This window comes from Pseudoalteromonas sp. Z9A6 (assembly GCF_011378805.1).
In the GTDB taxonomy this organism is placed as follows: domain Bacteria; phylum Pseudomonadota; class Gammaproteobacteria; order Enterobacterales; family Alteromonadaceae; genus Pseudoalteromonas; species Pseudoalteromonas distincta.
On sequence record NZ_WTKZ01000002.1, the window covers coordinates 22,770 to 47,603 of the forward strand.

The following is a 24,834-nucleotide window of genomic DNA, read 5'->3' on the forward strand; positions in this document are numbered from 1 at the left end:
AACTCAATAAGTTTTACTTATAATGTTGCAGAGCGGTATATGAAGCTGAATCAATTAATAATTTTAGATGCCATAGTGCAAAGCGCAAGCTTAAGCGGAGCAGCACTAAAGCTACATAAAACGCAGCCCGCGCTTACTCTCGCCATTAAAAATTTAGAAGCTAAAATAGGATTTGAGTTACTAGACAGAAGTAAATACCGATTACAGCTCACTGAAAAAGGGCGTATTTTTCACCGCGAAGCGAAGCAGCTCCTGCATGCCAACGACGAGCTGGCACAACTTGCTGAAGAATTAGCATTAGGCAATGAGCCTCAATTTAGAATTTGTTACGAACAACTGTGCCATATGCAAAGTTACAATGAGATCATAAGTAATACTTTTAGGTTGTTTACTAGTACCGAATTTAGCTTAACAAGCGGAAAACGCTTTATTTCATTAGAGCAAGTAAACAGTGGGCAAGCCGAATTAGGCATTGGCCCGTGGTTTGACTTATTTCATGCAACAGGCGATTTAGAAAGTGTACCAATTGGCAAGCTTGCTATTGGCATTGTGAGCGCTAAGGGCGTACTTCCTCAAAAACTTACCTATAGCGAACTGCAAACGTATCCGTGTTTAGCCATGTTTGAAAGTGACTTGAGTATCGACAGCGACAGGCTATCGTACTCAAAAGGCTCCGCCATGATGAAAATTGATGATGTATCAACTTTAAAATCGTTTTTACTCTCAGGCGCGGGTTGGGCAATGATGAGCCTAGAGCACTGCGACTCTGAAATAAAAGCTGGCTTACTTCAAGAAATACACATAACTGACCGAGAGCATAAGTTTAGCGCGCAAATTAGAGCCTTTAGGCAACATGCAATGCACCACGGCCCTGTAGCGCGTACTATTTGGGAGCAATTTAAAGTACTTAGTGAGGCGTATTTAAATGAACGCTGATATTGATAAAGAAACACTTATTTATACTGTTATCGCAGGCATACCAATAGGTAAAGTGGCAAGCTACGGGCAAGTTGCAGCTCTTGCGGGCTATCCGCAAAACTCACGATTGGTGGGGCGCTTATTAAAAATGATGCCAAACGACTCGGTTATACCTTGGCACAGGGTAGTGAATAGCCAAGGTAAAATATCATTCCCTGAAGGTAGCGAAAAATACCAAGAACAGCGCGAAAAGCTATTATCAGAAGGCGTATTGTTTAAAAACGACAAAGTGAATATGCGCGAGTGCCGATGGGAGTGATGTGACTATTGTGGGCAGGTAAGTGCCATGAGCGGACGGTGGTACTAACTCGTTTATGCCCCTTTTCGAGCTAGGGAGTGTGATTGTTTAGGCTGCCTTGGTACATATTCAAACTAACAAATCGTAATCCGAAGATGAGAAGCAGTTTGATGAATTTGTACTTATTGTCATTAGTCTGAGTAGCTTTTAAATTCTCTTTTTGTTTACTATTGCATTTAAACAATATGTCACGAACATAAGGAAAACACATTAAAATGAAAACGGATTTATTTATTTCATACGCTTGGACGTCAAATGATCATAAAGAGTGGGTTCACCTACTCGCAAGCCAACTTCATTTAATGGGTTACACGGTGAAAATTGACGAAGCAGTCGACTATGGTTCGAGTTTAAGTGGCTTCATGCAAGAAGTAACCGATGCTTCTCATGTACTTTTAGTTGTTGATGAAAATTATGTTGAACGTGCAGACAACTCCCCAACATCAGGAGTTGGCATTGAGACAGAATGGATAAGCAGTGTTTTTGAGAGTAAACCAAACACATGGCTGTCCGTTATTTTTGTTAGAAACCCTAACTATAGATTACCTCGTTGGCTAAAAGCTAAAAGTCCTAAAGGTTTTGATTTTAACTCAAACCCTGATGCTAGGAGATATCCAGGATCAACCCAGATAGACGCAGTATGGCGATGGATTGAAGGACTTCCCGCAGACAAACAACATGCGATACCTATCTCGGTCGTTCATAAACGAGCAGCGCGACTTGAGCGGATTGATGTTCTGAAAGACTCTGGTAATTATGCAAACCCAGCTCTAAGTGGGCGTGTAACTTTTCGCTATCGAGAGCATTTAGGTTATACCGTTGGAAATGGTGAGTACCAGTTCAAAATCCATTTCAGTGGGTGTTCAGGAAATAGTGTCTATGTATACACTGATGGTGGTCTTAAAGCTGTGGGGCTAATAACAACTCCAAACTTTACCCCCTCAACAGTCGATTCTTTTCTAACCCCCGGTCGAACAATCACGCCTACTGTCGGACAAAAAGCCGTGCTCTTGAATAGTGAGGGTGCTCTTTGTGTTTTGACTATCGAAGAAGTCCAACGTGAAATTAATACTGAACAGTATGTACCCGAGCTTGTAACTTTCACTTATGAAATTTTAGTTAATCAATAGCGGGATCATTTTGCGCATTTGTCCCTAGCTTGCTATGCCACAGTAATTCGTTAGACGCTAATTTAGTAATCTCTATAACTCAGTTATGTCCAAAAACGAGTTTACTCGACCGTCTGCTTCTCGCTCAAACCAGACCATTCTAATTGGCTTTACCTGCCTAATAAACATAATTACTAATTGAAATATAATGGCAAACACACCCAGCAATAACAAATAAGTGCCAGATAGCGTGGCTAAATTGGGTGCTTTTAGCGCTGTAAAATAATGTACCTAAACTATAAAAAATACCGCCGGCAAGTAGCCAGTAAAGTGCTTTTACATCAACACTTGAATAAAGCGGATATACAATAGCCAGTGCGAACCAACCCATGAGCAAGTAGGTGGCGAGTGATATTTTTTTATTACCGTTTTTTACAAATACTTTGTACGCCACGCCCGCCAGTGCCACCGCCCAAATAAATGTAAGTGTGGCCCATGACCAAGCACCGGATAATGAGATTAATAAAAAGGGAGTGTAGGTGCCGGCAATTAATAAGTATATGGCGCAGTGATCGCACTTTTTATAAAAGGCTCTTAAGCGCGGTTGAATACTGGCGTGGTACAAAGTGGATGACAAAAACAGCACAAATAGGCTGCTGCCATAAATTGCAGTACTAATATATGCTTTAGTGCTGGTGGCTTGGCTAAATAAATCCCACATTACAAATACGGCAAATATAATACCGAGTGCATGGCTGATTACGTTTAATTTCTCTTCTTTACGGGAATAAGGCGCTTCTAACGACATAACTGTTCCTACCACTATTGGAATTAATTTCAGTGTACAACTGTACGCTGAAAGTTTCAATCTTAGCTGTGAGTAATTCTAAATAACTTTATTTGATACGCTACTTTAGCTTTTACTTGATTTTAAAGAGAATTAATTCACTATATTGGTGTCTAGTGTAATACATATTACGAGCTGAAATAACCATGAAACAAGATCTAAAAGCTGCTTTACTTACCGCCATTGTTTATCCTGGAGCGGGGCATTTCTCTTTAAAAAAACACCTAATAGGCGCTATTTTTGCGGGTGTATTTACTGTTTTTTTAATTTTAACCTTTCAAGATATATTTGCGATTGCACAGTGTACTGCAAATGAAATTGTACACGGTAAAATCCCCATGTCGGTTACGGCCATTTTAAAAGCAGCACAACAACCATCTGACGCTTGCGCTCAACTCGCTGAATATAAGTATGTACCTTTAATGATTATAATTTGGGTGCTGAGCATGATGGATGCATACCGTTTGGGCAGAAAAGCGCTGCCTACTAAAAAATAAGCCACTTAATTAGAACTCGGTTTGGTTGGCTGATTAATTTTCTTCCCGCATATTTATCTCTGATATTTAGCTATTATTGATGGCGGTAATAATTATTATTACCGCCTTTTCATTTTTATACATATTTTTTGTAACCGAGATTTTTTGCCCGCATCATGTAAACATCGTGTAAATGCTTGTATATACCCAGTAAAATCCTCAAACCTCGTTAAATCGCTCACTTGTTGATATTTGGTTAATTAAAATCCTTATCTTTGTACCTTTTTATTCATTTAATGTTAATAAATAAATGATACTTTCTGCTCGCCAAATTAACTTTGTTTAACTATTAAGTATTGGTTTGCTATCAATTTATTACGTCAAGCAATGACGACTGATAATTTCAATTTAAGGAAATACGATGAATAACAGTTCAAATAATCACAATAGAAAGGATTTTAAAGTGGCGAGCTTATCGTTAGCTTTATTATTAGGATGCTCAACAATGGCCAATGCCGCTGTTGAGAAGTTAACGGTGAGTGGGAATCAAATTCTTGCGGGTGGGGAAAGCACAAGCTTTGCAGGACCTAGCCTATTTTGGAGTAATACGGGGTGGGGCGCTGAAAAATTTTACACAGCAGAAACAGTAGCAAAGGCAAAAACTGAATTTAATGCAACATTAATTCGTGCAGCTATTGGTCATGGTACGAGTACTGGTGGTAGTTTGAACTTTGATTGGGAGGGCAATATGAGCCGTCTTGATACTGTTGTGAACGCAGCTATTAGCGAAGATATGTACGTTATTATTGATTTTCATAGCCATGAAGCACATACCGATCAAGCAACTGCAGTTCGCTTTTTTGAAGACGTAGCTACCAAATATGGGCAGTACGACAATGTTATTTATGAAATTTATAACGAGCCGTTACAAATTTCGTGGGTTAACGATATTAAGCCTTACGCAGAAACAGTTATTGATAAAATTAGAGCAATCGACCCTGATAACTTAATTGTGGTTGGAACGCCTACGTGGTCGCAAGATGTTGATGTGGCATCACAAAACCCAATTGATCGTGCCAATATTGCTTACACTCTGCATTTTTATGCTGGCACGCATGGTCAATCGTATCGAAATAAAGCACAAACAGCACTCGATAACGGCATTGCACTATTCGCCACAGAGTGGGGAACAGTCAATGCTGATGGTAATGGTGGTGTTAATATCAATGAAACCGATGCATGGATGGCATTTTTTAAAACAAACAATATTAGCCACGCTAACTGGGCTTTAAACGATAAAAACGAAGGTGCATCGTTATTTACTCCAGGCGGTAGTTGGAATTCACTAACATCGTCAGGCTCTAAAGTTAAAGAGATCATTCAAGGTTGGGGTGGTGGTAGTAGCAATGTTGATTTAGATAGCGACGGGGATTGCGTAAGTGACAGCCTTGATTAGTGCGATAATACTCCCGCAGGTACAACGGTTGATAGTATTGGCTGCGCGGTAACCGATAGCGATGCCGATGGTATAAGCGATAATGTTGATCAATGTCCTAATACACCTGCAGGTGAAACTGTTAATAATACAGGTTGTGTTGTTGAAGTAGTTGAGCCACAAAGCGATGCGGATAACGATGGAGTGAATGATGATATTGATCAGTGCCCAAATACACCCGCTGGTACAAGTGTTGATACAAATGGATGCAGTGTTGTGAGTTCAACCGATTGTAATGGTATTAATGCATACCCTAATTGGGTGAACAAAGATTACTCAGGTGGTCCGTTTACTCACAATAACACCGACGATAAAATGCAATATCAGGGTAATGCATACTGCGCAAATTGGTATACAAACAGTCTTCCAGGAAGTGATGCTTCGTGGACGTTTCTTTATAGTTGTAATTAAGCGCGTTTAATAAAATAAACGAGAAGGTAAATAATGTGTTTACCTTCTCTTTTTATACAAAATGTTAGCCCTTATAGACACTTTGGTGTTGAGCAGCAATGTTGTAGCTTGGGGAATTTATGTTATCTATATAGCGCCAATCGGTTGTGATTTGCTCTTTAGTAATAGTCAGTAACATATATCCACGGTGTGATAAGTCACAATAATTTAAGTCGTTTATTAGCAATGTAAGCGAGTCAGCCATTTGCTTTGCTTGTGCTGTATTAAGCGCTAAATAATGCTCCATACCCGGGGATGTAACACCAGGTGTTGCAAACTCTACTCCTACGCTTTCGCCTTTTGCATTTTTTAATGTGCCATGCCACGCATTGTGCGTATCACCTGCAACCACTACTAACTTTTTATTTAATGCGGTAACGCTTTTGTATAATGCTTCGCGCTCGCTTGGGTAACCATCCCACGCATCTAAATTATAAGGCATTAAAGTATTTACGCGTGCGAGTTGCGCGGGTGTTACCGCTTTATTAGCTAACACGGCTTTTTTAATGGCAACAAGCTCTTTTAACACCAGGGGTATTTTAGTGCGATCGGATTGCGAGAATATTTCAGTAGGTAGCCACATTTTAGTCATTAATACTTGCTGGCCTAATATTTGCCACTTTGCATTTGATTTAGTTATCGCACTGGTGAGCCAGTTTAGTTGTGTGTTACCTAGTAACTGCCTTTTTGGATTATTTAAATCACTGACAAAGCGCGCAACATCCATTTGCTTGGTCTCGGGGTTTTTGTAGTCGCTGTAAGCGAGTTGTTTATCGCGTGCTATTACGCGCGTATCTAGCATGTGCAAGCTTATTAAATTACCAAAATCGAAGGTGCGGTATATTTGCGGGCTTTGTTCGCCCATAGGCGGTCTAATTGGCAGCCATTCGTAATAGGCTTGAATAGCTGCTGCACGGCGCTTAAAAAAGTCACCTTCATCAGGGGTATGATTTTCAGCACCACTTTTATAGGTATCGTTGGTAACTTCGTGATCATCCCATATTGCAATAAAAGGCGCTGCAGCGTGAAGAGCTTGAAGGCCTTGGTCTGTTCTGTAAATAGCATAGCGTTTACGATAGTCGCTAAGGGTAATAATTTCACCACTGTTATCGGCTGCTAATTGGCGGCCAATTTTTTCAGCATTTTCGGTAGCGTATCCGCCCATTGGGTATTCGTAAATGTAATCTCCCAAATGCAGTACCACATCTAAATCTTTTTGTTTAGCGGCATCGGTGTAGGCATTAAAGTACCCAGCAGGATAGTTTGAGCACGACACAACAGCCATTTTTACTTGTTCAATGTTATTTATTGGTAGTGTTTTAGCACGGCCAATTGGGCTTTGTGTATTTAAACCCATAAACCGATAAAAGTACTCTGTGTTTGGATCAAGTTCTTGCACATCTATTTTTATTGTAAAGTCTCTGCTTTTATCTGTTTGTTCGCGCCCGCTGCGGATGATGTTTTTAAATTGAGAGTCACTTGCCAGTTCCCAAGCAACAGTAACTTCAAAATTTGATTGAGAAGTAGTTGCACGTGTCCAAATTATTAAAGCATTACTGAGCGGATCGCCACTGGCTACACCGTGTTTAAATTCAATAGCCGATAGTGGTTTGTTTGTTAATGTTTGAGCACAACCTGTAATGGCACTCGATACTGCGACGGTAAATATGCTTGCTGCTGAGATTTTTAAAAAATTTCGACGTGATGAAAGGGTCATACTGCACTTTTTGAATTATTTATAGTGGTGTGCACTTTAGCGGGTAGATATGACGTTTTTATAAACGCTAAATGTATTTAGTGTGACGGTATTAATACATTTATACTCTTTTATTTATTAACTAAAAAGTAGTCAGAAAATTAAATTAAATGGTTAAATTAACAAGGTATGAATTTTTTAAATTAAAGAGATGCATGTAAAACTGATTAATTACAGTTGCTTACGATTTATTTTTATGTTGGCACAACCCTTGAGTATGTAACTACGTCTAAACAATACACAAACAAGGAATACCATTATGAAACATTCAATTAAAATCGCTATGGCAAGTTTATTAGTATTAGGTTCTGCGCAAGTACATGCAACAGAAGTGGACCTAGATATAACTGATATATTAACTCAAAGTGTAGCAAGCTACGTAAAGCAAACCACAATCGAGCTTGAAAAATCACTAAAGGAAACGCTTTATTTTGATGCTAAAACTGTTTTAGAGGGTTTATTAGATGAGCCCGCTTTAACAGATAGCACAGCGCTTAAAAATACTGACACTAGTATAAAAAACGCAAAATAAATTATTTAAAGGATTAAAACGATGAGCAGTGAACTTGGATTATTTGCATTAATGTTAGCACCCGTAGTCAGTATGATTAGCGCTTATTACTCGGTTCAAGTGTTTAAAGCTATGGGAGGTTGGTTTAATCTTTAGCCAATTATATAGCTGGTAATTAATTCGATTCATACAAAGCTGATCGACTTAGCAAAAGCGCACGTAAATAAAGGCAGAGTGTTTGAAAGAAGTAGACTTTATGAAACGTGCGATTTTTCCATTACCCATTTTTATGTTACCAGAAGGCTATACGCGATTACGCATATTTGAGCCTCGCTATTTAAATATGGTTAAAACCGCATTAAAAAACAATACAGGGTTTGTGCTTTGTACATTTGAGCACGACACGCCATTTAATATAAGCGCGCAAGGTTGCCTTGTTGATATTATTGATTTTGACCAAGACGACAACGATGTATTATTAATCGATGTGTTTGCATCTAAAAATGTGCAAATTAATGATGTTTATCAAGACAAAGACGAATTACGTCATGGCTTGGTATCGCCTTGTAATACGCCATATTGGTATAAGGATTCTAACAACTCAGTTGGCGAACATGACTTATTGCATGATGCACTTTTAAACGTGTTTAAAAGTAATCCGGAACTTAATTTGCTGTACAAAAAAACTCACTTTGACAAACTGCCTTGGATTGCAGCTCGTTGGCTTGAGCTCCTACCTATTTCTATTGAGAAAAAACAGCAACTTGCGTTTGAAACGAACTTTGATAACTTACTGAATTTCCTCCATACTGTGATTAATAACGAATTTGCCTAAATTTTATGATCCTAAATTAATTATTGCCCGTATTACTTAATACAAAAGCAATAACGGGATAAATTATTATGGTAAGTCAACAACAATCACCACGTTGTGAACCTAATACAGGTAAGTACACTGCCATGCCAGAGACGCCGAGTAAAGAACTCATGCAAGCGCTTATAGATGTTGCACAGTCACGCGATAAAAAAGCATTTTCCTATTTATTTGAATACTTTGCGCCAAAAATTAAACGTTTTGGAATTAAGCAATTTGGTGTTGAAGCTCAAGCAATGGAGCTTGTGCAAGAGACGTTAACATCTGTTTGGCGTAAAGCACATTTGTATCACAGTGATAAAGGTGCGGCTACTACGTGGGTTTATACCGTTATGCGTAATGCTTCATTCGATATGCTTCGTAAAATGAAAAGTAATAAAGAAGAAAACATAAGCGAAGATATTTGGCCGTTATTAAACGAATCACAAGATACACATCACGAATACAGTGATCATTTAGAAGATAAACAAATTAAACGTTATTTAGACAAATTACCTATTGCTCAACGCGAAGTGGTAAGAGGCGTTTATTTTCAAGACATGTCGCAAGAGCAACTTGCACATCAACTTAATATTCCAGTAGGCACGGTAAAATCACGATTACGTTTGGCCTTGCAAAAATTACGTAATGAAATGGGAGATCAGCATGATTAAACATCACCCGAGTGAAACTTTACTGACACAGTATTGCGATGCATCACTTGCTACATCATTGAGTTTAGCCGTTTCTATACATGTAGATATGTGCCCTGTGTGCCAAGCTAAAGTAGCTAAAATTGAGGCAAGCAATGCAAACGCATTATTTAGTGAAGAGCCAGCGCAATATGAGAAACCTCAAGCTGAGCAACCTGAGTTACTTGAAGAATTTGAATTGAATGTGCTTGATATGATCACGTCTGATGATTCTATCGACGAAGTTTATGAAGTAGAGCCTGTTTCTATTAAAGTTAATGAGCATAACTATCAGCTTCCACGTGCGCTAACGCGTATTTCTCACAGTAAATTTACCCAAGTGGGTAAGCTTGCTAGATCGCGTATTGCACTTGATGATGGCCCATTACGCTCTAGCTTGTTGCATATTGATGCTGGTGGTGAAATACCAGAACACACACACACTGGCTTTGAAGTTACTTTACTCCTAGATGGCGAGTTTAGTGATGAAGAAGGAAAATATGTACCAGGTGACTTTATATGGCAAGATGGTAGCCACCAACATACTCCTTTAACAAAAGATGGTTGTTTGTGCTTTACAGTTGTCAGTAGTGCGCTACATTTTAATAAGGGCTTCAGCAAGTTACTAAATCCAATAGGTAATTTGATTTACTAAGAGAATTTATGCACACAGATATAATAAAAATAGGTATAAGCGCCTGCTTAGCAGGCGAAAAAGTTAGATTTGACACCGGTCATAAAAAGTCAAATTTCTGTATGGATGAGTTAGGTAAACATGTTGAATATACACGGTTTTGTCCTGAGGTAGCGGTAGGTTTACCAATACCTCGACCAACTATTCGCCAGGTTAAAGTGGGAGATACTATTAAAGTATGTCGCCCAGATGGTACTGGAGATGTAGGCCAACAACTTACCGAGTATGGTAAAAAAGTTGCAACAGAACAAGCTAAAGAGTTGAGCGGGTTTGTATTTTGCGCAAAAAGTCCAAGCTGCGGCATGGAGCGCATTAAAATATACAACGAAGCAGGCACGGGTAATACCTCTGAAGGCGTTGGTTTTTTTGCTGAGCAAATAATGAAGCACAACCCATTATTGCCATGTGAAGAAAACGGTCGCTTAAACGACATGCATTTACGTGAAAACTTTGTAATGAGAATTTACGTATTTAAAAATTGGCAAAAGTTGGTACAAGAACCACTAACGGTTCACAAGCTTACTCAATTTCATTCTCAGTATAAGTACTTGTTGATGGCTCATAATTACCAAGCTTATCGTGATTTGGGTAATCTGCTTGGAACGTTCGTAGGTGACGACATAAATGCAGTTGCGGATGAATATATTTTAGGTTTGATGACGGGTCTGAAAAAGCCAGCTTCTCGAAGAAATAATTGCAACACCCTAATGCATTTACAAGGCTACTTTAAAAATGATTTATCGAAGGTTGAAAAACAAGAACTTCGTGATGCCATAGACGAATACCGCGAAGGATTGGTGCCATTGTATGTACCACTTACCTTGTTAAAACATCATTTGAAAGTTCATCCGAATGAGTACCTTGAAAAACAAGTGTTTTTTAACCCATACCCTCACGATTTAAAACTACGATTTGGTATTTAATGGATACATTATTTTGGTTTAGGCGCGATTTGCGCCTTTTTTCTAATGAAGCGTTAATTCAAGCGCTAAATAATGGCGCTAAACACGCCATTTTTTATGTGTCTGAAAAGCAGTGGCAACAACACCAAGCTGCGCCTATTCAGATTGACTTACTCAAGCGCCGAGTTACTTATCTTCAATCACAACTTGCTGATTACGGTATTACTTTACATATTATTGAAGCGCCGAGCTTTTGTGATTGTACGCGCGAGCTTATTAACTTTTGTAAAGCAAACGATGTAAAACACATAATTGCTAATACAGAATATGAGCTTAATGAAGTAAACCGCGATAAAGCAATTTTACATGAATGCGATGAGCTTTCTATTACTTTTACTTTGTACGAAGGTGATTTAATTGCACCTGTTGGAACGGTTAAAAATCAAAGTAATGAAATGTATAAAGTGTTTACTCCTTTTAAACGTGCATGGTTAAAGCAGTATCAAGATACACACTTTAGTTTGCCACAATGGCCTTTAACTTCTGACCCTATTGAGTTTGACGAGAGTGATTTACTAAAAAGTGATGGGTGCTCAGATAAGTGGCCGGTTGACGACGAAACACTCTCTACCGTAGTTGATAACTTTATATGCGACAAACTTACAAGTTACGACGACCAGCGTGATATTCCCAGTGTAAAAGGCACATCGGGTTTAAGCCCGTATTTAGCACTAGGTATTGTAAGCACAAAGCAACTGCTTATTAATATTCAGCAGCGTTATCCTGATATTTTAACTACATCAAAAAGTAAAACGTTTACGTGGATTAACGAGCTTGTTTGGCGCGAATTTTACAGGCATTTAATTGCTGAATTTCCGAAGCTTTCGCGCGGCGATAACTTTAACGAAAAGTATAATGCTGTAGTGTGGCGTAAAAGTGAAAGCGATTTTAAAGCATGGTGCGAAGGGCGTACAGGTTACCCATTAGTGGATGCAGCAATGCTACAACTTAAGCAAACCGGTTGGATGCATAATCGTTTACGAATGGTTGTTGCAAGCTTTCTAACTAAACATTTATTAATAGACTGGCGTGAAGGTGAACGCTTTTTTATGCAGCACTTAATTGATGGCGATTTAGCCTCAAATAATGGTGGCTGGCAGTGGGCTGCAAGTACCGGGTGTGATGCTCAGCCTTACTTTAGAGTTTTTAACCCTATCAGACAAAGCGAGCGCTTTGATCCAACGGGCAAGTTTATCCGTAAATATTTGCCAGAGCTTGAAAACGTGCCAGATAAACACATTCATTTTCCACACACTTATTTAGCCGCAACAGGCAAAGATAAGGAATGTTACTGGCCAGCAATAGTTGATCATAAAGCGGCACGAGAACGTGCACTTGCTGCATTTAAGGTGTGATATGGATAACCAGTTACCAGTAGATAAATTTGTTGAAATATACCAACAGCTTGATAGCACTAATCTTGATTTATTGAGTGATATTTACTGTGACAACATACAGTTTATAGACCCGATGCATGAAATTAACGGCATTGTAGAATTGCGCAGGTACTTTGCTAACTTATACAGCAATGTTAAGCATTGCCAGTTTGATATTAGTGATTCGTTTAATAGCGGTAACAATGCTTTTATTTATTGGACTATGTATTATGCACATCCAAAGCTTTCATCAGGTAAAACTATCTCGGTAGCCGGTCATAGTAAGCTTATTTTTAAAGATGGCAAAATTATTAAGCACAGAGACTACTTTAATGTGGGCGAGTTGTTATACAAACACATTCCTTTACTTGGTAGCGTTATAAAGCTAATTGATAAAAGGGCAGGTTAATTATGATCACACTTATAACGGGTGCTACATCAGGTATTGGCGAGCAGCTAGCAATTAAATATGCACAGCTAGGAGACACTGTTATAGCTTGCGGCCGTAATAGTGATAAGCTCGCCGAGCTTGCTAAATACGACAATATCCAAGCATGTAAATTTGATGCAACTAACCTGCAAGATATAAAAGAGTCGACAGTTGGCTTTCCTCATTTTGACCGTGTTATTTTAAACGCTGGTAATTGTGAATATATAGATGATGCGCGCAACTTTGATAGCGCGTTGTTTGAGCGTGTAATAAACGTTAACTTACTTTCTATGGGGTATTGCCTTGAGGCGTTACTTCCTAAAATAAATCCAGGCGGCCAACTTGTTTTGGTCAGCTCAAGTGTTACTTACCTTGCGCTACCTCGTTCAGAAGCTTATGGCGCATCAAAAGCGGGTGTAAGTTACTTAGCAAAAAGCTTAGCGGTTGATTTAAATGATGTTGATGTGACTTTAGTTCATCCTGGGTTTGTAAAAACGCCACTTACTAATAAAAATGATTTCCCGATGCCTATGGCCGTTACTGCTGAAAAAGCAGCTGACTACATGATTAAGGGTATTCAAAAACGCCGCAAAGACGTTCATTTCCCTTATCGTTTTACACTTATATTAAAAGCTTTACGCATTTTACCACTGCCGATTTGGCTTAAAATCGCAAAAGGATTAGCCCGTTGAAAAAAATAGCAATAATAGGAACTGGTGTATCTGGTTTAACATGTGGGCATTTGCTTCACAAACATTACGATGTAACCGTATTTGAAAAAAATGATTACATAGGTGGCCACACAGCAACGGTTGATGTTGATGTGTGTGGCATCAAATACGCAATAGATACAGGCTTTATTGTATTTAATGACCGAACTTACCCATATTTTGAAAAGCTACTTTCGCACATTGGTATTGATAAACAAACAACCCAGATGAGCTTTAGTGTGCACAACGAAGCCACTGGTTTTGAATACAATGGACATACGTTTACAAGCTTATTTGCACAGCGTCGTAATATTTTTAGACCTAAGTTTTGGCGATTATTGTACGACATTGTTAGGTTTAACAAACTGTGCAAAGCAATGCATGAAAAAGGTGATTACCAGTCTGATCAATTATTAGGGCAATTGCTTAACGATAACCAGTTTAATGACTTTTTTAAATACCATTATATTCTTCCTATGGGCGCGGCTATTTGGTCTACCAGTATTAAAGAAATGGAAAACGTAGGCGTTGAGTTTTTTGTTAAGTTTTTCTTTAATCATGGGCTTTTAGATGTAACCAATAGACCACAGTGGTATGTAGTACCAGGAGGCTCTCGTCAGTACATTAAGCCGCTGATCAGAGGTTTTGCCGATAAAATTAACCTCAATACAAATATTAAATCAGTTACGCGTCAAAATGATGAAGTAACAATAGAGTTTGCCAATGGTGAGCAAAGTAAATTTGATAAAGTAATATTTGCTTGTCATTCAGATCAGGCGCTTGCACTACTGGGTGATGCTACTGAGCAAGAAAAGTCAGTATTGGGTGCAATAGCTTACACTGAGAACTCAGTGGTGTTGCACACCGATACAAACCTTTTGCCAGATAGAAAAGCGGCATGGGCAAGCTGGAACTACCTACTTAATAACAACACGGATAAAGCCGCTGTTGTAACTTACCAAATGAATATTTTGCAAGGTATACAATCAGATACACAGTTCTGTGTAACGCTTAACCATCTTGAAGGAATAAGCCAAAGTAAAATTTTGCGCGAGTTTACTTATCACCACCCTGTATTTAACCAAGAGTCTATTGCGGCTCAAAAACTTAAACACAGTATTGACGGACACAACAATAGTTATTTTTGTGGCGCTTATTGGTACAATGGTTTTCATGAAGATGGCGTACACAGTGGTGTAGATGTAGCCAAGCAACTTGGGGTCGAATTTGACTAGTGCAGTGTATTTAGGCGATGTTAAACATCGCCGTTTTGCTGTTAAAGAACATCGCTTTAGTTACCCTTTATATATGATGTGGGTAGATTTAAATAATCCTCAACAACTAAATGGTGTGCATAAACACATAGGTACGTCAGGCTTAAAGGCGTTAAAGTTTAATGAAGCTGATTATCTTAAAGGCACCTCACAGCTTGCTAAACGTCCTCTTATTGAGCGTGCACACGAACAACTTGCCAATTTAGGTATTACTGAAACCTTTACTCATATTTACATGCTTGGGCAACTTCGTTGTTTTGGTGTGTATTTTAGTCCTGTTAATTTTTACTTTTTTGGTCATAATGACACCTGTTTTAAATACATGATTGCTGAAGTAAGTAATACACCATGGAACGAACGTCATTATTATTTAGTACCTTTAGAAAAAAAAGTGAACTTTAAAAAGGTTTTTTCCGTATCACCTTTTATGAATCTAGATATGAACTATCATTGGCATGTTAAGCAATCGCCTGATAAAACATTGATACACATTGAAAATAAGCGAAATGAAGAGCTATTATTTGATGCTACACTTCGCTTAAAGCGTAAAGAACTTACTAAAGAAGAAGTTAATAAGTTATTTAAACGTTTTCCGGCCATGACATGGTCTATTTTCAAAGGTATTTATTATCAAGCGTTAAAGTTGTTTATAAAACGAGTTCCTTTTTTAGGTCACTCAGGCAAGCCATAAAGCACATAGATAGTCAGGACAATTAATAGGTATTTCAATGGATAAAGTGTCGAGCTTAAATTGCGAACAAAGCACAAACTGGTTAACTAACATATATAAAAAATTAGTGACTAAAGCCTTTTCGTCAATTGAAACAGGTCAAGTTGTTTTAATTGAAGGAAATGAGCGTACAGTTTTTGGCGATGTATCGTCTGCTTTAAAAGCCACAGTAACAGTTAACGATAAAGCTATGTATAAAGCGTTTGCGTTATCTGGGAGCGTTGGCGCTGGTGAAGCGTATATTTTGGGTCACTGGTCTTGTGACGACTTAACTTCATTTATAGAAATATTTGCTATAAACGAAAAGCAACTCGATGAGTTTGAAAAAAAATTCGCATTTTTTAGTAATATCGCACACCGATTTAATCACATAAAAAATAAAAATTCAGAATCGGGCTCTAAAAAGAACATTGTTGCTCATTACGACTTAGGTAATGATTTGTACGAATCATTTTTAAGTAAAGAAATGCTTTACTCAAGTGCTGTATATCCTACAAAAGAAGCAACACTTGAAGAGGCGCAGCAATACAAGCTTAAACGCATTTGTGAGCAAGTTGAGCTTCAAAAAAATGATTCAGTAATTGAAATTGGTACAGGGTGGGGGGCTTTTGCTATATACGCAGCCACACATTACGATTGCCATGTAACAACAACCACCATATCTGATGAGCAACATGATTTTGTAGCTAAAAAAATTGTTGAACTTGGTCTTGAGAATAAAATAACATTACTCAAGCTCGATTACAGATTACTAAAAGGTAAATACGACAAACTTGTTTCTATTGAAATGATAGAAGCGGTTGGTCATGACTATTTACCTAGCTTCTTCACTCAGTGTGGTGAGCTCTTAAAAGACGACGGCGCAATGCTTATACAAGCAATTACTATTGGCGATCAGCGTTATAAGCACTACTTAAAAAACTCTGACTTTATCCAACAGTATATTTTCCCAGGTGGGTGCTTGCCATCACTTAACGAAATGAGTGAGCAAATCAAGAATAATACCGATATGGTTATTCACACTGTTAATGATATTGGCGCTCACTACGCACGAACATTAGCGGATTGGCGTACTCGTTTTATAAAAAGCTGGCCTGATTTGGACCGCTCTAAATTTGATGAACGTTTTTATCGTTTATGGTTATTCTATTTTGCTTATTGTGAAGGTGCATTTAGAGCCAGAGCAACAAGTACAGTGCATTTAATGGCGCGTAAACCACGTTTTATTAGCGATAACGATGATATTGCGCTCAATTACTAATTTTGTTTTGTTTCAAGCAGTGTGGTTTTTATCATTACTGCTTGAAGCTGATTCGCTAATTTTTAGTGGCGTGATTATTGTTTTAATGTTTTTGTTATCAAAGCAGAAAAAACAAGACTCCTTACTATTAATTAAAGCCCTACCTTTAGCCCTGTTATTAGAATTTATAGCGGTAAAGCTAGGCTTGTTAGAATTTAAAGTATACCCCTTCCCCCTATGGCTCGCTTTTTTATGGGCTGCATTATTACTTTCTTTAAATACCTCTATGGTCTTTTTAAGTAGATTAAAACTTTGGCAGGCCTTTTTGGTATGTATTGCTTTTGCGCCTGCAAGTTATTGGGCAGGTGCTCGTTTTGAAGTAATAAGCCTAGGATTACCTTTATGGCAATTTTGGCTTGTTTACGGAGCGATATGGTCTGCAGTGTTTACCGCTATCCTTTTTATAAACCAAAAAATTAAGTTGTTTATTAATCGCTGAACGCCCACAAATTTGCATTTTGCAACATTACTCACTTATTCAAAGGGAACTTATTTTGAAATTTTTACTAAAGGCAGTTACTTTTTATTTGCTTACAACTTCAATTGTTTTAGCTAACACACAATTTAATAAAGTAGGCGAAGCACGAATGGAGTATTTATTTTGGGATGTATATGACGCTGTGCTATTTACCCCTTCAGGTAATTACAGTGCAGGAACACATCCTATTAAGTTTAAGCTTACCTATTTACGCGACTTTGAAGCTAAAGAAATAGTTAAAGCAACAAATGAGCAGTGGGAACATCTTGGGAAAAAAGGATTAGCTGACAAATATGACAGTAAATTGTTGTCTATTTGGCCTGATATAAAAAAGGGTGACTCGCTAACGTTAATCACAAATGAGCAAGGTATGAGCACTTTTTATCATAATGATGAAAAAATTGGTGAAATTAATGAGCCTCAATTTTCGAGTGACTTTTTAGCCATTTGGCTTGATAAAAAAACCTCTGAGCCAAAACTACGAAAGCAACTATTAGGGAATTAATATGAACATATTAAACACGTTGAAAGCAGCTGTAATGACCGTCTCGGCTCTACTTTTAATTAGCTGTTCGGCACCAAATGTTGAACATTATAAAAATACATCGCCAAATTTCGACTTTAAAACGTTTTTTAGCGGAAATTTGAAAGCCTATGGTGTTGTACAAGACTTTAAAGGCGAATTGACCCGAAAGCTTGTCGTAGATATGAATGCGACTTGGGACGGCAACCTGGGCGTTATTGAAGAAGACTTTGTTTATGATGATGGCCAAACCCAAAAGCGAATCTGGAAAATAACGTTAAACGAAGACAATAGTTTAACAGGGTTGGCAGATGATGTTATAGGTACAGCAAAAGGTAGAAGTGATGGCAGCGTATTTCATTGGAATTACGATGTAGAGCTTCCATACGATGGCAGTAGTTTAAAAGTGAATTTTGATGATTGGATGTACCTGGTTACACAATCGCGCTTGATAAACCGCACATCTATTGTTAAGTTTGGAGTCGAGGTCGGGGAAGTGACCTTAGTGATCGAAAAAATATAGCTTATTTACCCAGTTGCTTAACTTGCGCCAAAATTGTACTCAAATTAAGTCTTTGTTAACCCAACACGCTGTATTTTACAGAGAATTATTTAAATTTTACTCATTTTTTAAGAATTTAAGCAAAAAATGCAATTTGCTGTTGCTAACTCTTTAAAAATGCATAAAGATAGGTTTTGCGAAGGCAAAATAATAACGAATAGGAATCTAACAATGAATAAAGCTCAATTAGTTGAAAAAATTGCTACTGATGCAGAAATCTCTAAAGCCGCTGCTACTCGTGCTCTTGACGCGTTTACAGGTGCTGTAACTTCTTCTTTAAAAGAAGGTGATTCAGTAGCATTAGTTGGTTTTGGTACTTTCTCAGTAAAAGAACGTGCAGCTCGCACTGGCCGTAACCCACAAACGGGTGCTGAGATCCAAATCGCAGCGGCAACTATCCCAAGCTTTAAAGCAGGTAAAGGTCTTAAAGACCAAGTAAACCCTTAATAGGTTTAACGAATTAAATTAAAAAAAGAGCTATTTAGCTCTTTTTTTTATGTTTAAAAAGCCGCTATATAACGGCTTTAATAGATGAGTGTTATGCTTTTAGCGCTTTATCGCCTCGCCCAATACCAACAGCACCAGAACGTACAACTTCAATAATATCGGTTTCATGGCGAAGTGTGTCTAAAAACGATTCTATTTTGTCTGTACTGCTCACTAGTTGCAAACTATAGCTTTGTCGGCCCATATCTAAAATTACACCTTGAAATACATCAACTACGCGAGTAACCGCTGCACGAGTCGTCTCGTCTTGAGCAAATACCTTAACAAGTAATAGCTCGCGCTCAATGTGACTCATTTCTGTTAAATCGATAATTTTAAGCACATCTACTAACTTGTTAACTTGCTTTGTGATCTGCTCAACAACTCTGTCGTCACCCATAGTGGTAATAGTAATACGTGACAATGATTGATCATCAGTTGTGCCAACGGTTAGGCTGTCAATGTTGTATGCTCGTTGTGAAAATAGCCCAACAATACGCGACAGTGCACCGGGCTCGTTTTCTAATAGAATAGATAAAATACGACGCATTATGCTTTTACTCCTTTACGTAACCACATCTCATCAATGCCACCTAACTTGATTTGCATTGGGTATACATGTTCTTTTTCATCAACGTTTATATCTAAAAAGACTAATCGGTCGTTAATTGACATTGCTTTATCGATAGCAGGTTGTAACTCATCTAGTGTGTTTACTTGTATGCCTACATGGCCGTAGCTTTCAACTAACTTAACAAAATCAGGTAGTGAATCCATGTAAGATGATGAATGACGTCCACCGTAAACCATGTCTTGCCATTGGCGTACCATACCTAAAGAGCGGTTATTAAGTGATACAACCTTTACCGCTAGGTTGTACTGTAAACAGGTTGATAGTTCTTGAATATTCATTTGAATAGAGCCATCACCCGTAATACACACAGACTCTTTATCAGGAAAGGCTAGCTTTACGCCCATTGCAGCAGGTAAACCAAAGCCCATGGTGCCTAGGCCGCCTGAGTTGATCCATTGACGAGGATGCTTAAATGGATAATATTGCGCTGCAAACATTTGATGCTGACCAACGTCAGAACTTACGTAAGCATCGCCATTAGTAGCTTTATAAACCGCTTCAATTACAGCTTGTGGTTTAATTTTGTCGCCAGCAGTGTTGTAGCTTAAGCACTTTTGTTCGCGCCAGCTGATAATTTGTCGCCACCAATCTTCTTGCGCGCTGCGGTCTATTTTAATTGGGCTTTTATCAATACCCGCTTGTAGTTGTTCAAGTACGGTTGCTAAACAACCTACAACTGGTATGTGTGCTTTAATCGTTTTAGAAATTGAAGTTGGGTCAACATCAACATGAACAATTGTGGCATTAGGGCAAAACTTTTGAACATTATTAGTTACCCTGTCATCAAATCGGGCACCAAGCGCTAAAATCACATCGGCGTTAGCCATTGCTTTGTTTGCCTCAAGCGTACCGTGCATGCCTAACATACCTACAAAGTTTGGATGCACACCTGAAATACCACCCAATCCCATTAGTGTATTTGTAATGGGGGCATTTAATGATTCAACTAAATGCGTTAATTGCTCTGATGTATTTGAAATAACAATACCACCACCAGAGTAGATAACCAGTTTTTTGGCCTCTAAAATAGCTGTTACGGCTTTGCGAATTTGTTTTGAGTGCCCTTTAGTATTAGGGCTGTAAGTTCTCAGCTCGGTGGTTTTAGGAAATTCGTATTCAAACTTAATAGCAGGGTTAAGCATATCTTTCGGAAGCTCAACAACGACAGGACCTGGGCGACCAGTGCTAGCAATATAAAAAGCTTTAGCTAAGATTGTAGGGATGTCTTTAGCACTTCTACAGTTAAAACTGTGTTTAACTACAGGGCGAGAACAACCCACAATATCGGTTTCTTGGAATGCGTCGTCGCCAATCAAATTTGTAGGCACTTGGCCTGATAACACAACCATAGGAATTGAATCCATGTAGGCCGTTGCAATACCTGTAATGCAGTTTGTAGCGCCAGGGCCTGAGGTTGCAAGTACAACACCAACGTCTCCAGTGGCGCGGGCATAGCCGTCAGCCATATGTGTTGCAGCTTGTTCGTGACGTACTAATATATGTTCAATATCATCTTGCTGAAAAAGTGCATCATATAAGTCTAAAACCGAACCACCGGGATAGCCAAATATGTATTTTACCTTTAACTCTTTTAATGCCTGAACTACTAGTTCAGAACCATTATATTCTTGTTTGCTCATCCTCATTCCTCTGTGCGCTTTTTTATGCATAAAAAAACCCCCGCGTAGTGCGAGGGTTTTTAAAAAGCAGTATCACCTTTTAATACATCCCCGCTGGGCTTATAACTAAGACCAGTACGAGTACGACTAAAAGATTAATGTGTGTGTTCATAGTTTTTACTCTACTTAGCAAAACACTGCTTTTAAATTAAAGATTTTGTATAGGTTTATTTTTAAGGGTTTTAAGCCTTCATGTCAACCTTGAAAGCTGTTTTTTGCATTTTAAATTCGTTTTGTGGCTTTTTTTAATTTAAAGCTGCAGGAAACCTGTGTTTAATTGAGTTTACTGGCAGAAATTATGCATTTTAGATTGTAAGTTCGATTTTAGATATAAAAGAGTGTTAGAGACCATTAGCCTTAATTGCATATGTTAACTATATGTTTTTATCGCATGTTTAAATTTCTATTATTAGGTATGATTGCTACATAATTATGTTTGAGGAAAACACAGTGAAAAAAGTGACGTTAATTGCGCTTTTAACTACGCTATTAAGCCCTATAGTGGCGGCTAATAACTTAAGTCCGCATGATATTGGTATAACTAACGAAGAGCGTATTTTATATTGGCTTAAAAAAAGAGACCAAATATCTTCAAGTGAGTTAGATAGTTCATTTAAGTCATATATGAGTAACAAAGACGTTGCCAATCACTCAATTAAAAATGGCTTTAGGCAATTTAAATCCTCCTCCAACGTTTTTTCAAACACAAATAAACAACAGGTCGCTTTTTCAACGTCGCTAGTGCCAGATCAAAGCGTTAATGATGTGAAAGTGTTAGCTATTTTAATTGATTTTCCTGATCTTAAACATGACGACAATCAACTTGTAGAGCAAGACACCGATATGTTTTACGCTGATTATTCAACTGAGCACTATCAGCAAATGCTTTTTAATACTCAAGGTTATACAGGCCCTGATGGACAAAGCTTAAAAACGGCTGCTGATTATTATAAAGCGGCTTCGGGAAACAGCTTAAACTTTAGCGGGCAGGTATATGGCTGGGTAACCGCTAATAGCAATGCAAAAATATATGGTGAGCGCCAAGGCAGTACACGGGATATAAATGCGCCCGCTTTAATTAAAGAGGCTGTGGAGAAAGCAGTTGCAAAGTTTAATATTAATTTAGCGGACTATGATTTAACTGATTTAGATGATATTGATGGCGACGGTATCCTTAATGAACCTAATGGCATTATTGACCATGTAATGGTATTTCATTCAAGTATTGGCGAAGAAGCGGGTGGCGGTTACCTAAGCACCGATGCTATTTGGTCACACCGCTACTATGTATTTGATGAAAATAGCGGGCCGAGCGAGATTGCAGGCAGCAACATTAAGCTCTTTGGTTATACCATTAACCCTATTGATGCTGGGATTGGTGTGGTTGTGCATGAGCTTGGGCATGATTTAGGATTATTAGATGAATACGACTTACAATCTAACACGGTAGGTGAGCCTGTCGCGTCTTGGTCAGTTATGTCGACAGGAAGTTGGGCTGGTTCGCCAAGAGGCTCAGAGCCAGTTATGTTTAGCCCTTATGCGCTTGAATATTTACAAAAGCGGTACCAGGGTAACTGGGTTAACCAGCTTACGCTTGATATGGATGAGATAGAGGCTAACTCACAGCAAACATTAATTAATACTGCGAGTACTTCACAACAGCAAAATCAAATAAAAATAACACTACCACCAAGGCTCGAAAAATTTAGGGCTCCAGTAGAAGGTGATTTTCAATACTATTCAAATACGGGCGACAATATTAGCAACAGCTTAGCTAATACAATAGCGCTACCAAGCACAACTGAGACACTTACTTTAAGCTTTATTGCTTATTACAGTATTGAGCGCGATTACGATTTAGTTCAAGTAAAAGTAAATGGCGAGCCAATCGCGAGTAATTATACGCAAGCGCTTAATCCATACTACGGTGATATTGGTCCGTATATCTCAGGTGATTCATTTCTTAATAGTGATGCTAAGCAACCTAACGGCTATTTGACCCATAAGTTTGATTTATCAGCTTATGCTGGGCAAACAATTGATTTAAAAATTGAATACATAACAGATGCGAACACACATTATTATGGTTTTGTTGTTGATGATATGCGCATTGAGCAAAGTGATACTTTAATTTGGCAAAATAATGCACAAGATCAAGTTAACACTGAGTTTAATGGCTTTGAAAAAGTTGGTAGTTACACATATGCATCGCCATCACATTACTATCTACAACTGCGTTCATACACAGGCGTTGACAGTAGTTTGCAAGCAGAGCAGTACTCACCGGGGTTATTATTGTGGTACAGCAATGAATCTCAAGCAGATAATAATACTACCGAGCATCCAGGCAGTGGTTTTGCATTAGTGGTAGATGCCGATCAGCGGTCAATAAATAAAGGCAGTACGCAAACTCCGGCTGCTTCAGCAATTCAAATACGTGATGCTGCTTTTAGCCTATATCAACAAAGGGCAGGGTTAGGTGATGATGATTTATCAGCTATCACCGGGTTTACTGATAAAACCGATTATAGCTTTGCAGCGCAAAAACCATCGGGTGTTGTGCTTCCACAGGTTGGTTTTGGGTTTAGTATTATAAGCCAGTCAGCAGACAGTGAAGATATAGAAGTAGAGCTTAATTACGATGTTACTAAGGGAATTAATTTTACTAAAAACGGTTTAACCGTTAATTTTAATGTAGAAGGTTTTGCACTTACTCCAGCGGACAAATTTACGTGGAGTTTTGACGACGGGAGCTCCAGCACAGAGTTAACGCCTACTCATGAATACCAAGACTATGGCACTTATAACGTTGAGTTTATGGCAGATAATGGTACTTCACAGCAAGTCGCTGTAGCACAAGTTACATTAGTTGAACCATTAACTGTAAATGAAATTGAATATGTAATAAACCAAGGAACTTTAACAGCTGACGCATCGCTTACAGGTGGAGTCGCACCGTATACTTATAATTGGCAGCTAGGAGATGGAAGTACTTTAGCGACTCAATCGCTCTCGTATAATTATTTGTACTCTGGTGATTACCAAGTAACGCTTACAGTGACAGATAACGAAGGCACTGAACAATCAAAAGAGATTGATGTAACTGCTAATGTTCCGCTTAGCATAAACGCAAACGCTACAGTTAGTGATTTAAGCGCACAATTTAATGCCCAAGTAACCGGCGGCTTTAATAGTTACACTTACAGTTGGGATTTTGGTGATGGCAGTGCGTTATCAAATTTACAAAACCCAAGGCATACTTATCAAGCTGACGGGACTTATAACGTAACGTTGAATGTTACTGATACTCAAACCAATGATACTTTTACTCAAGAGTTATCTGCTACTGTACAAAAACAACAAAGTAGTTCGGGTTCAAGTGGCGGATCACTGGCGGGTTTATTAGGATTACTACTTTTGGGCTTATTTAGGTTTAATACTAATACCAATCCGCAATAATACTTAATCATTTTGCGGGACTAAACGTGTCGCTACCTGTGTTAAAATTCTCATTTACGACTGCATGGATGC

The 24,834-nt window shown here is 38.4% G+C and carries 24 protein-coding genes and 1 pseudogene; 21 read left to right on the top strand and 4 right to left on the bottom strand.

The genetic code is table 11. The features are described from left to right. Nucleotides 1-39: 39 nt before the first annotated feature. The 3 genes from GQR53_RS00875 (at nt 40) to GQR53_RS00885 (ending at nt 2,406) form a co-directional block, all read left to right on the top strand. Nucleotides 40-936: a LysR family transcriptional regulator gene (locus tag GQR53_RS00875; RefSeq protein ID WP_076924743.1), complete on the top strand. Its 897-nt coding sequence runs from the start codon at nt 40-42 to the stop codon at nt 934-936. Continuing rightward, nucleotides 926-1,237, top strand: coding sequence for an MGMT family protein (locus tag GQR53_RS00880; protein ID WP_096794573.1), 312 nt, complete (start codon nt 926-928; stop codon nt 1,235-1,237). Before GQR53_RS00875 ends, GQR53_RS00880 begins: the two co-directional genes overlap by 11 nt. Before the next feature lie 254 nt (nt 1,238-1,491). After that, entirely contained in the window at nt 1,492-2,406 is a 915-nt protein-coding gene (locus GQR53_RS00885; protein WP_165742610.1) for a toll/interleukin-1 receptor domain-containing protein, read from the top strand. 157 nt (nt 2,407-2,563) lie between these two features. Here the strand turns inward: GQR53_RS00885 and GQR53_RS00890 are convergent, their stop codons facing one another. After that, entirely contained in the window at nt 2,564-3,193 is a 630-nt protein-coding gene (locus GQR53_RS00890; protein ID WP_024606016.1) for a hemolysin III family protein, read from the bottom strand. Nucleotides 3,194-3,378: 185 nt separating this feature from the next. Here GQR53_RS00890 and GQR53_RS00895 point away from each other — a divergent pair, with 185 nt between their 5' ends. Next, on the top strand, nt 3,379-3,729 hold the full coding sequence (locus tag GQR53_RS00895; protein WP_165742611.1) for a hypothetical protein: 351 nt from the start codon (nt 3,379-3,381) through the stop codon (nt 3,727-3,729). A 400-nt stretch (nt 3,730-4,129) separates the two neighbouring features. Next, nucleotides 4,130-5,614 (top strand): annotated as a pseudogene (locus GQR53_RS00900) (cellulase family glycosylhydrolase). A gap of 64 nt (nt 5,615-5,678) precedes the next feature. Here GQR53_RS00900 and GQR53_RS00905 read toward each other — a convergent pair. Next, nucleotides 5,679-7,370 (bottom strand): alkaline phosphatase D family protein, encoded by a 1,692-nt coding sequence (locus GQR53_RS00905; RefSeq protein WP_165742612.1) that lies wholly within the window; start codon nt 7,368-7,370, stop codon nt 5,679-5,681. A gap of 298 nt (nt 7,371-7,668) precedes the next feature. On the opposite strand from GQR53_RS00905, the gene GQR53_RS00910 reads away from it, so the two are divergent. From GQR53_RS00910 to GQR53_RS00980, 15 genes are all read left to right on the top strand, one after another. After that, nucleotides 7,669-7,941, top strand: coding sequence for a hypothetical protein (locus GQR53_RS00910; protein WP_165742613.1), 273 nt, complete (start codon nt 7,669-7,671; stop codon nt 7,939-7,941). A 235-nt stretch (nt 7,942-8,176) separates the two neighbouring features. Continuing rightward, entirely contained in the window at nt 8,177-8,755 is a 579-nt protein-coding gene (locus GQR53_RS00915; RefSeq protein ID WP_206013088.1) for an LON peptidase substrate-binding domain-containing protein, read from the top strand. 68 nt (nt 8,756-8,823) lie between these two features. After that, nucleotides 8,824-9,447: a sigma-70 family RNA polymerase sigma factor gene (locus GQR53_RS00920; RefSeq protein ID WP_002962457.1), complete on the top strand. Its 624-nt coding sequence runs from the start codon at nt 8,824-8,826 to the stop codon at nt 9,445-9,447. Continuing rightward, nucleotides 9,440-10,120: a ChrR family anti-sigma-E factor gene (locus GQR53_RS00925; RefSeq protein WP_002962459.1), complete on the top strand. Its 681-nt coding sequence runs from the start codon at nt 9,440-9,442 to the stop codon at nt 10,118-10,120. Before GQR53_RS00920 ends, GQR53_RS00925 begins: the two co-directional genes overlap by 8 nt. 8 nt (nt 10,121-10,128) lie before the next feature. Beyond that, on the top strand, nt 10,129-11,082 hold the full coding sequence (locus GQR53_RS00930; RefSeq protein ID WP_138490055.1) for a DUF523 and DUF1722 domain-containing protein: 954 nt from the start codon (nt 10,129-10,131) through the stop codon (nt 11,080-11,082). Continuing rightward, the gene (gene phrB / locus GQR53_RS00935) at nt 11,082-12,476 is read left to right on the top strand and encodes a deoxyribodipyrimidine photo-lyase (protein WP_165742615.1); all 1,395 of its coding nucleotides are present in this window, start codon (nt 11,082-11,084) and stop codon (nt 12,474-12,476) included. The genes GQR53_RS00930 and phrB overlap by 1 nt, the downstream gene beginning before the upstream one ends. Before the next feature lies 1 nt (nt 12,477). Then, entirely contained in the window at nt 12,478-12,906 is a 429-nt protein-coding gene (locus GQR53_RS00940) for a nuclear transport factor 2 family protein (RefSeq protein WP_165742616.1), read from the top strand. 2 nt (nt 12,907-12,908) lie between these two features. After that, the gene (locus GQR53_RS00945; protein WP_024596920.1) at nt 12,909-13,619 is read left to right on the top strand and encodes an SDR family NAD(P)-dependent oxidoreductase; all 711 of its coding nucleotides are present in this window, start codon (nt 12,909-12,911) and stop codon (nt 13,617-13,619) included. Beyond that, nucleotides 13,616-14,872 carry an FAD-dependent oxidoreductase gene (locus GQR53_RS00950; RefSeq protein WP_165742617.1) on the top strand — a complete coding sequence of 419 codons (1,257 nt, stop codon included), beginning with the start codon at nt 13,616-13,618 and terminating at the stop codon, nt 14,870-14,872. Before GQR53_RS00945 ends, GQR53_RS00950 begins: the two co-directional genes overlap by 4 nt. Beyond that, nucleotides 14,865-15,602, top strand: a complete 738-nt coding sequence (locus tag GQR53_RS00955) for a DUF1365 domain-containing protein (RefSeq protein ID WP_165742618.1) — start codon at nt 14,865-14,867, stop codon at nt 15,600-15,602. Before GQR53_RS00950 ends, GQR53_RS00955 begins: the two co-directional genes overlap by 8 nt. A gap of 37 nt (nt 15,603-15,639) precedes the next feature. Then, nucleotides 15,640-16,902, top strand: coding sequence for a cyclopropane-fatty-acyl-phospholipid synthase family protein (locus GQR53_RS00960; protein ID WP_165742619.1), 1,263 nt, complete (start codon nt 15,640-15,642; stop codon nt 16,900-16,902). After that, nucleotides 16,880-17,380 carry a DUF2878 domain-containing protein gene (locus GQR53_RS00965; protein ID WP_165742620.1) on the top strand — a complete coding sequence of 167 codons (501 nt, stop codon included), beginning with the start codon at nt 16,880-16,882 and terminating at the stop codon, nt 17,378-17,380. Before GQR53_RS00960 ends, GQR53_RS00965 begins: the two co-directional genes overlap by 23 nt. Before the next feature lie 55 nt (nt 17,381-17,435). Beyond that, entirely contained in the window at nt 17,436-17,924 is a 489-nt protein-coding gene (locus GQR53_RS00970; protein ID WP_165742621.1) for a chalcone isomerase family protein, read from the top strand. A 1-nt stretch (nt 17,925) separates the two neighbouring features. After that, complete coding sequence (locus tag GQR53_RS00975) at nt 17,926-18,465, top strand: DUF3833 domain-containing protein (RefSeq protein ID WP_165742622.1); 540 nt, start codon at nt 17,926-17,928, stop codon at nt 18,463-18,465. A gap of 210 nt (nt 18,466-18,675) precedes the next feature. Then, on the top strand, nt 18,676-18,951 hold the full coding sequence (locus tag GQR53_RS00980; RefSeq protein ID WP_002962474.1) for an HU family DNA-binding protein: 276 nt from the start codon (nt 18,676-18,678) through the stop codon (nt 18,949-18,951). Nucleotides 18,952-19,042: 91 nt separating this feature from the next. Here the strand turns inward: GQR53_RS00980 and ilvN are convergent, their stop codons facing one another. Both ilvN and GQR53_RS00990 read right to left on the bottom strand, forming a co-directional pair. Next, a complete protein-coding gene (gene ilvN / locus GQR53_RS00985) occupies nt 19,043-19,540 on the bottom strand; it encodes an acetolactate synthase small subunit (RefSeq protein WP_007580691.1) in 498 nt (165 codons plus the stop codon). Then, nucleotides 19,540-21,264: an acetolactate synthase 3 large subunit gene (locus GQR53_RS00990; protein ID WP_165742623.1), complete on the bottom strand. Its 1,725-nt coding sequence runs from the start codon at nt 21,262-21,264 to the stop codon at nt 19,540-19,542. Before GQR53_RS00990 ends, ilvN begins: the two co-directional genes overlap by 1 nt. Before the next feature lie 489 nt (nt 21,265-21,753). Between GQR53_RS00990 and GQR53_RS00995 the strand changes: the two genes are divergently transcribed. Next, nucleotides 21,754-24,762, top strand: coding sequence for an immune inhibitor A domain-containing protein (locus GQR53_RS00995; RefSeq protein WP_165742624.1), 3,009 nt, complete (start codon nt 21,754-21,756; stop codon nt 24,760-24,762). Nucleotides 24,763-24,834 lie beyond the last annotated feature (72 nt).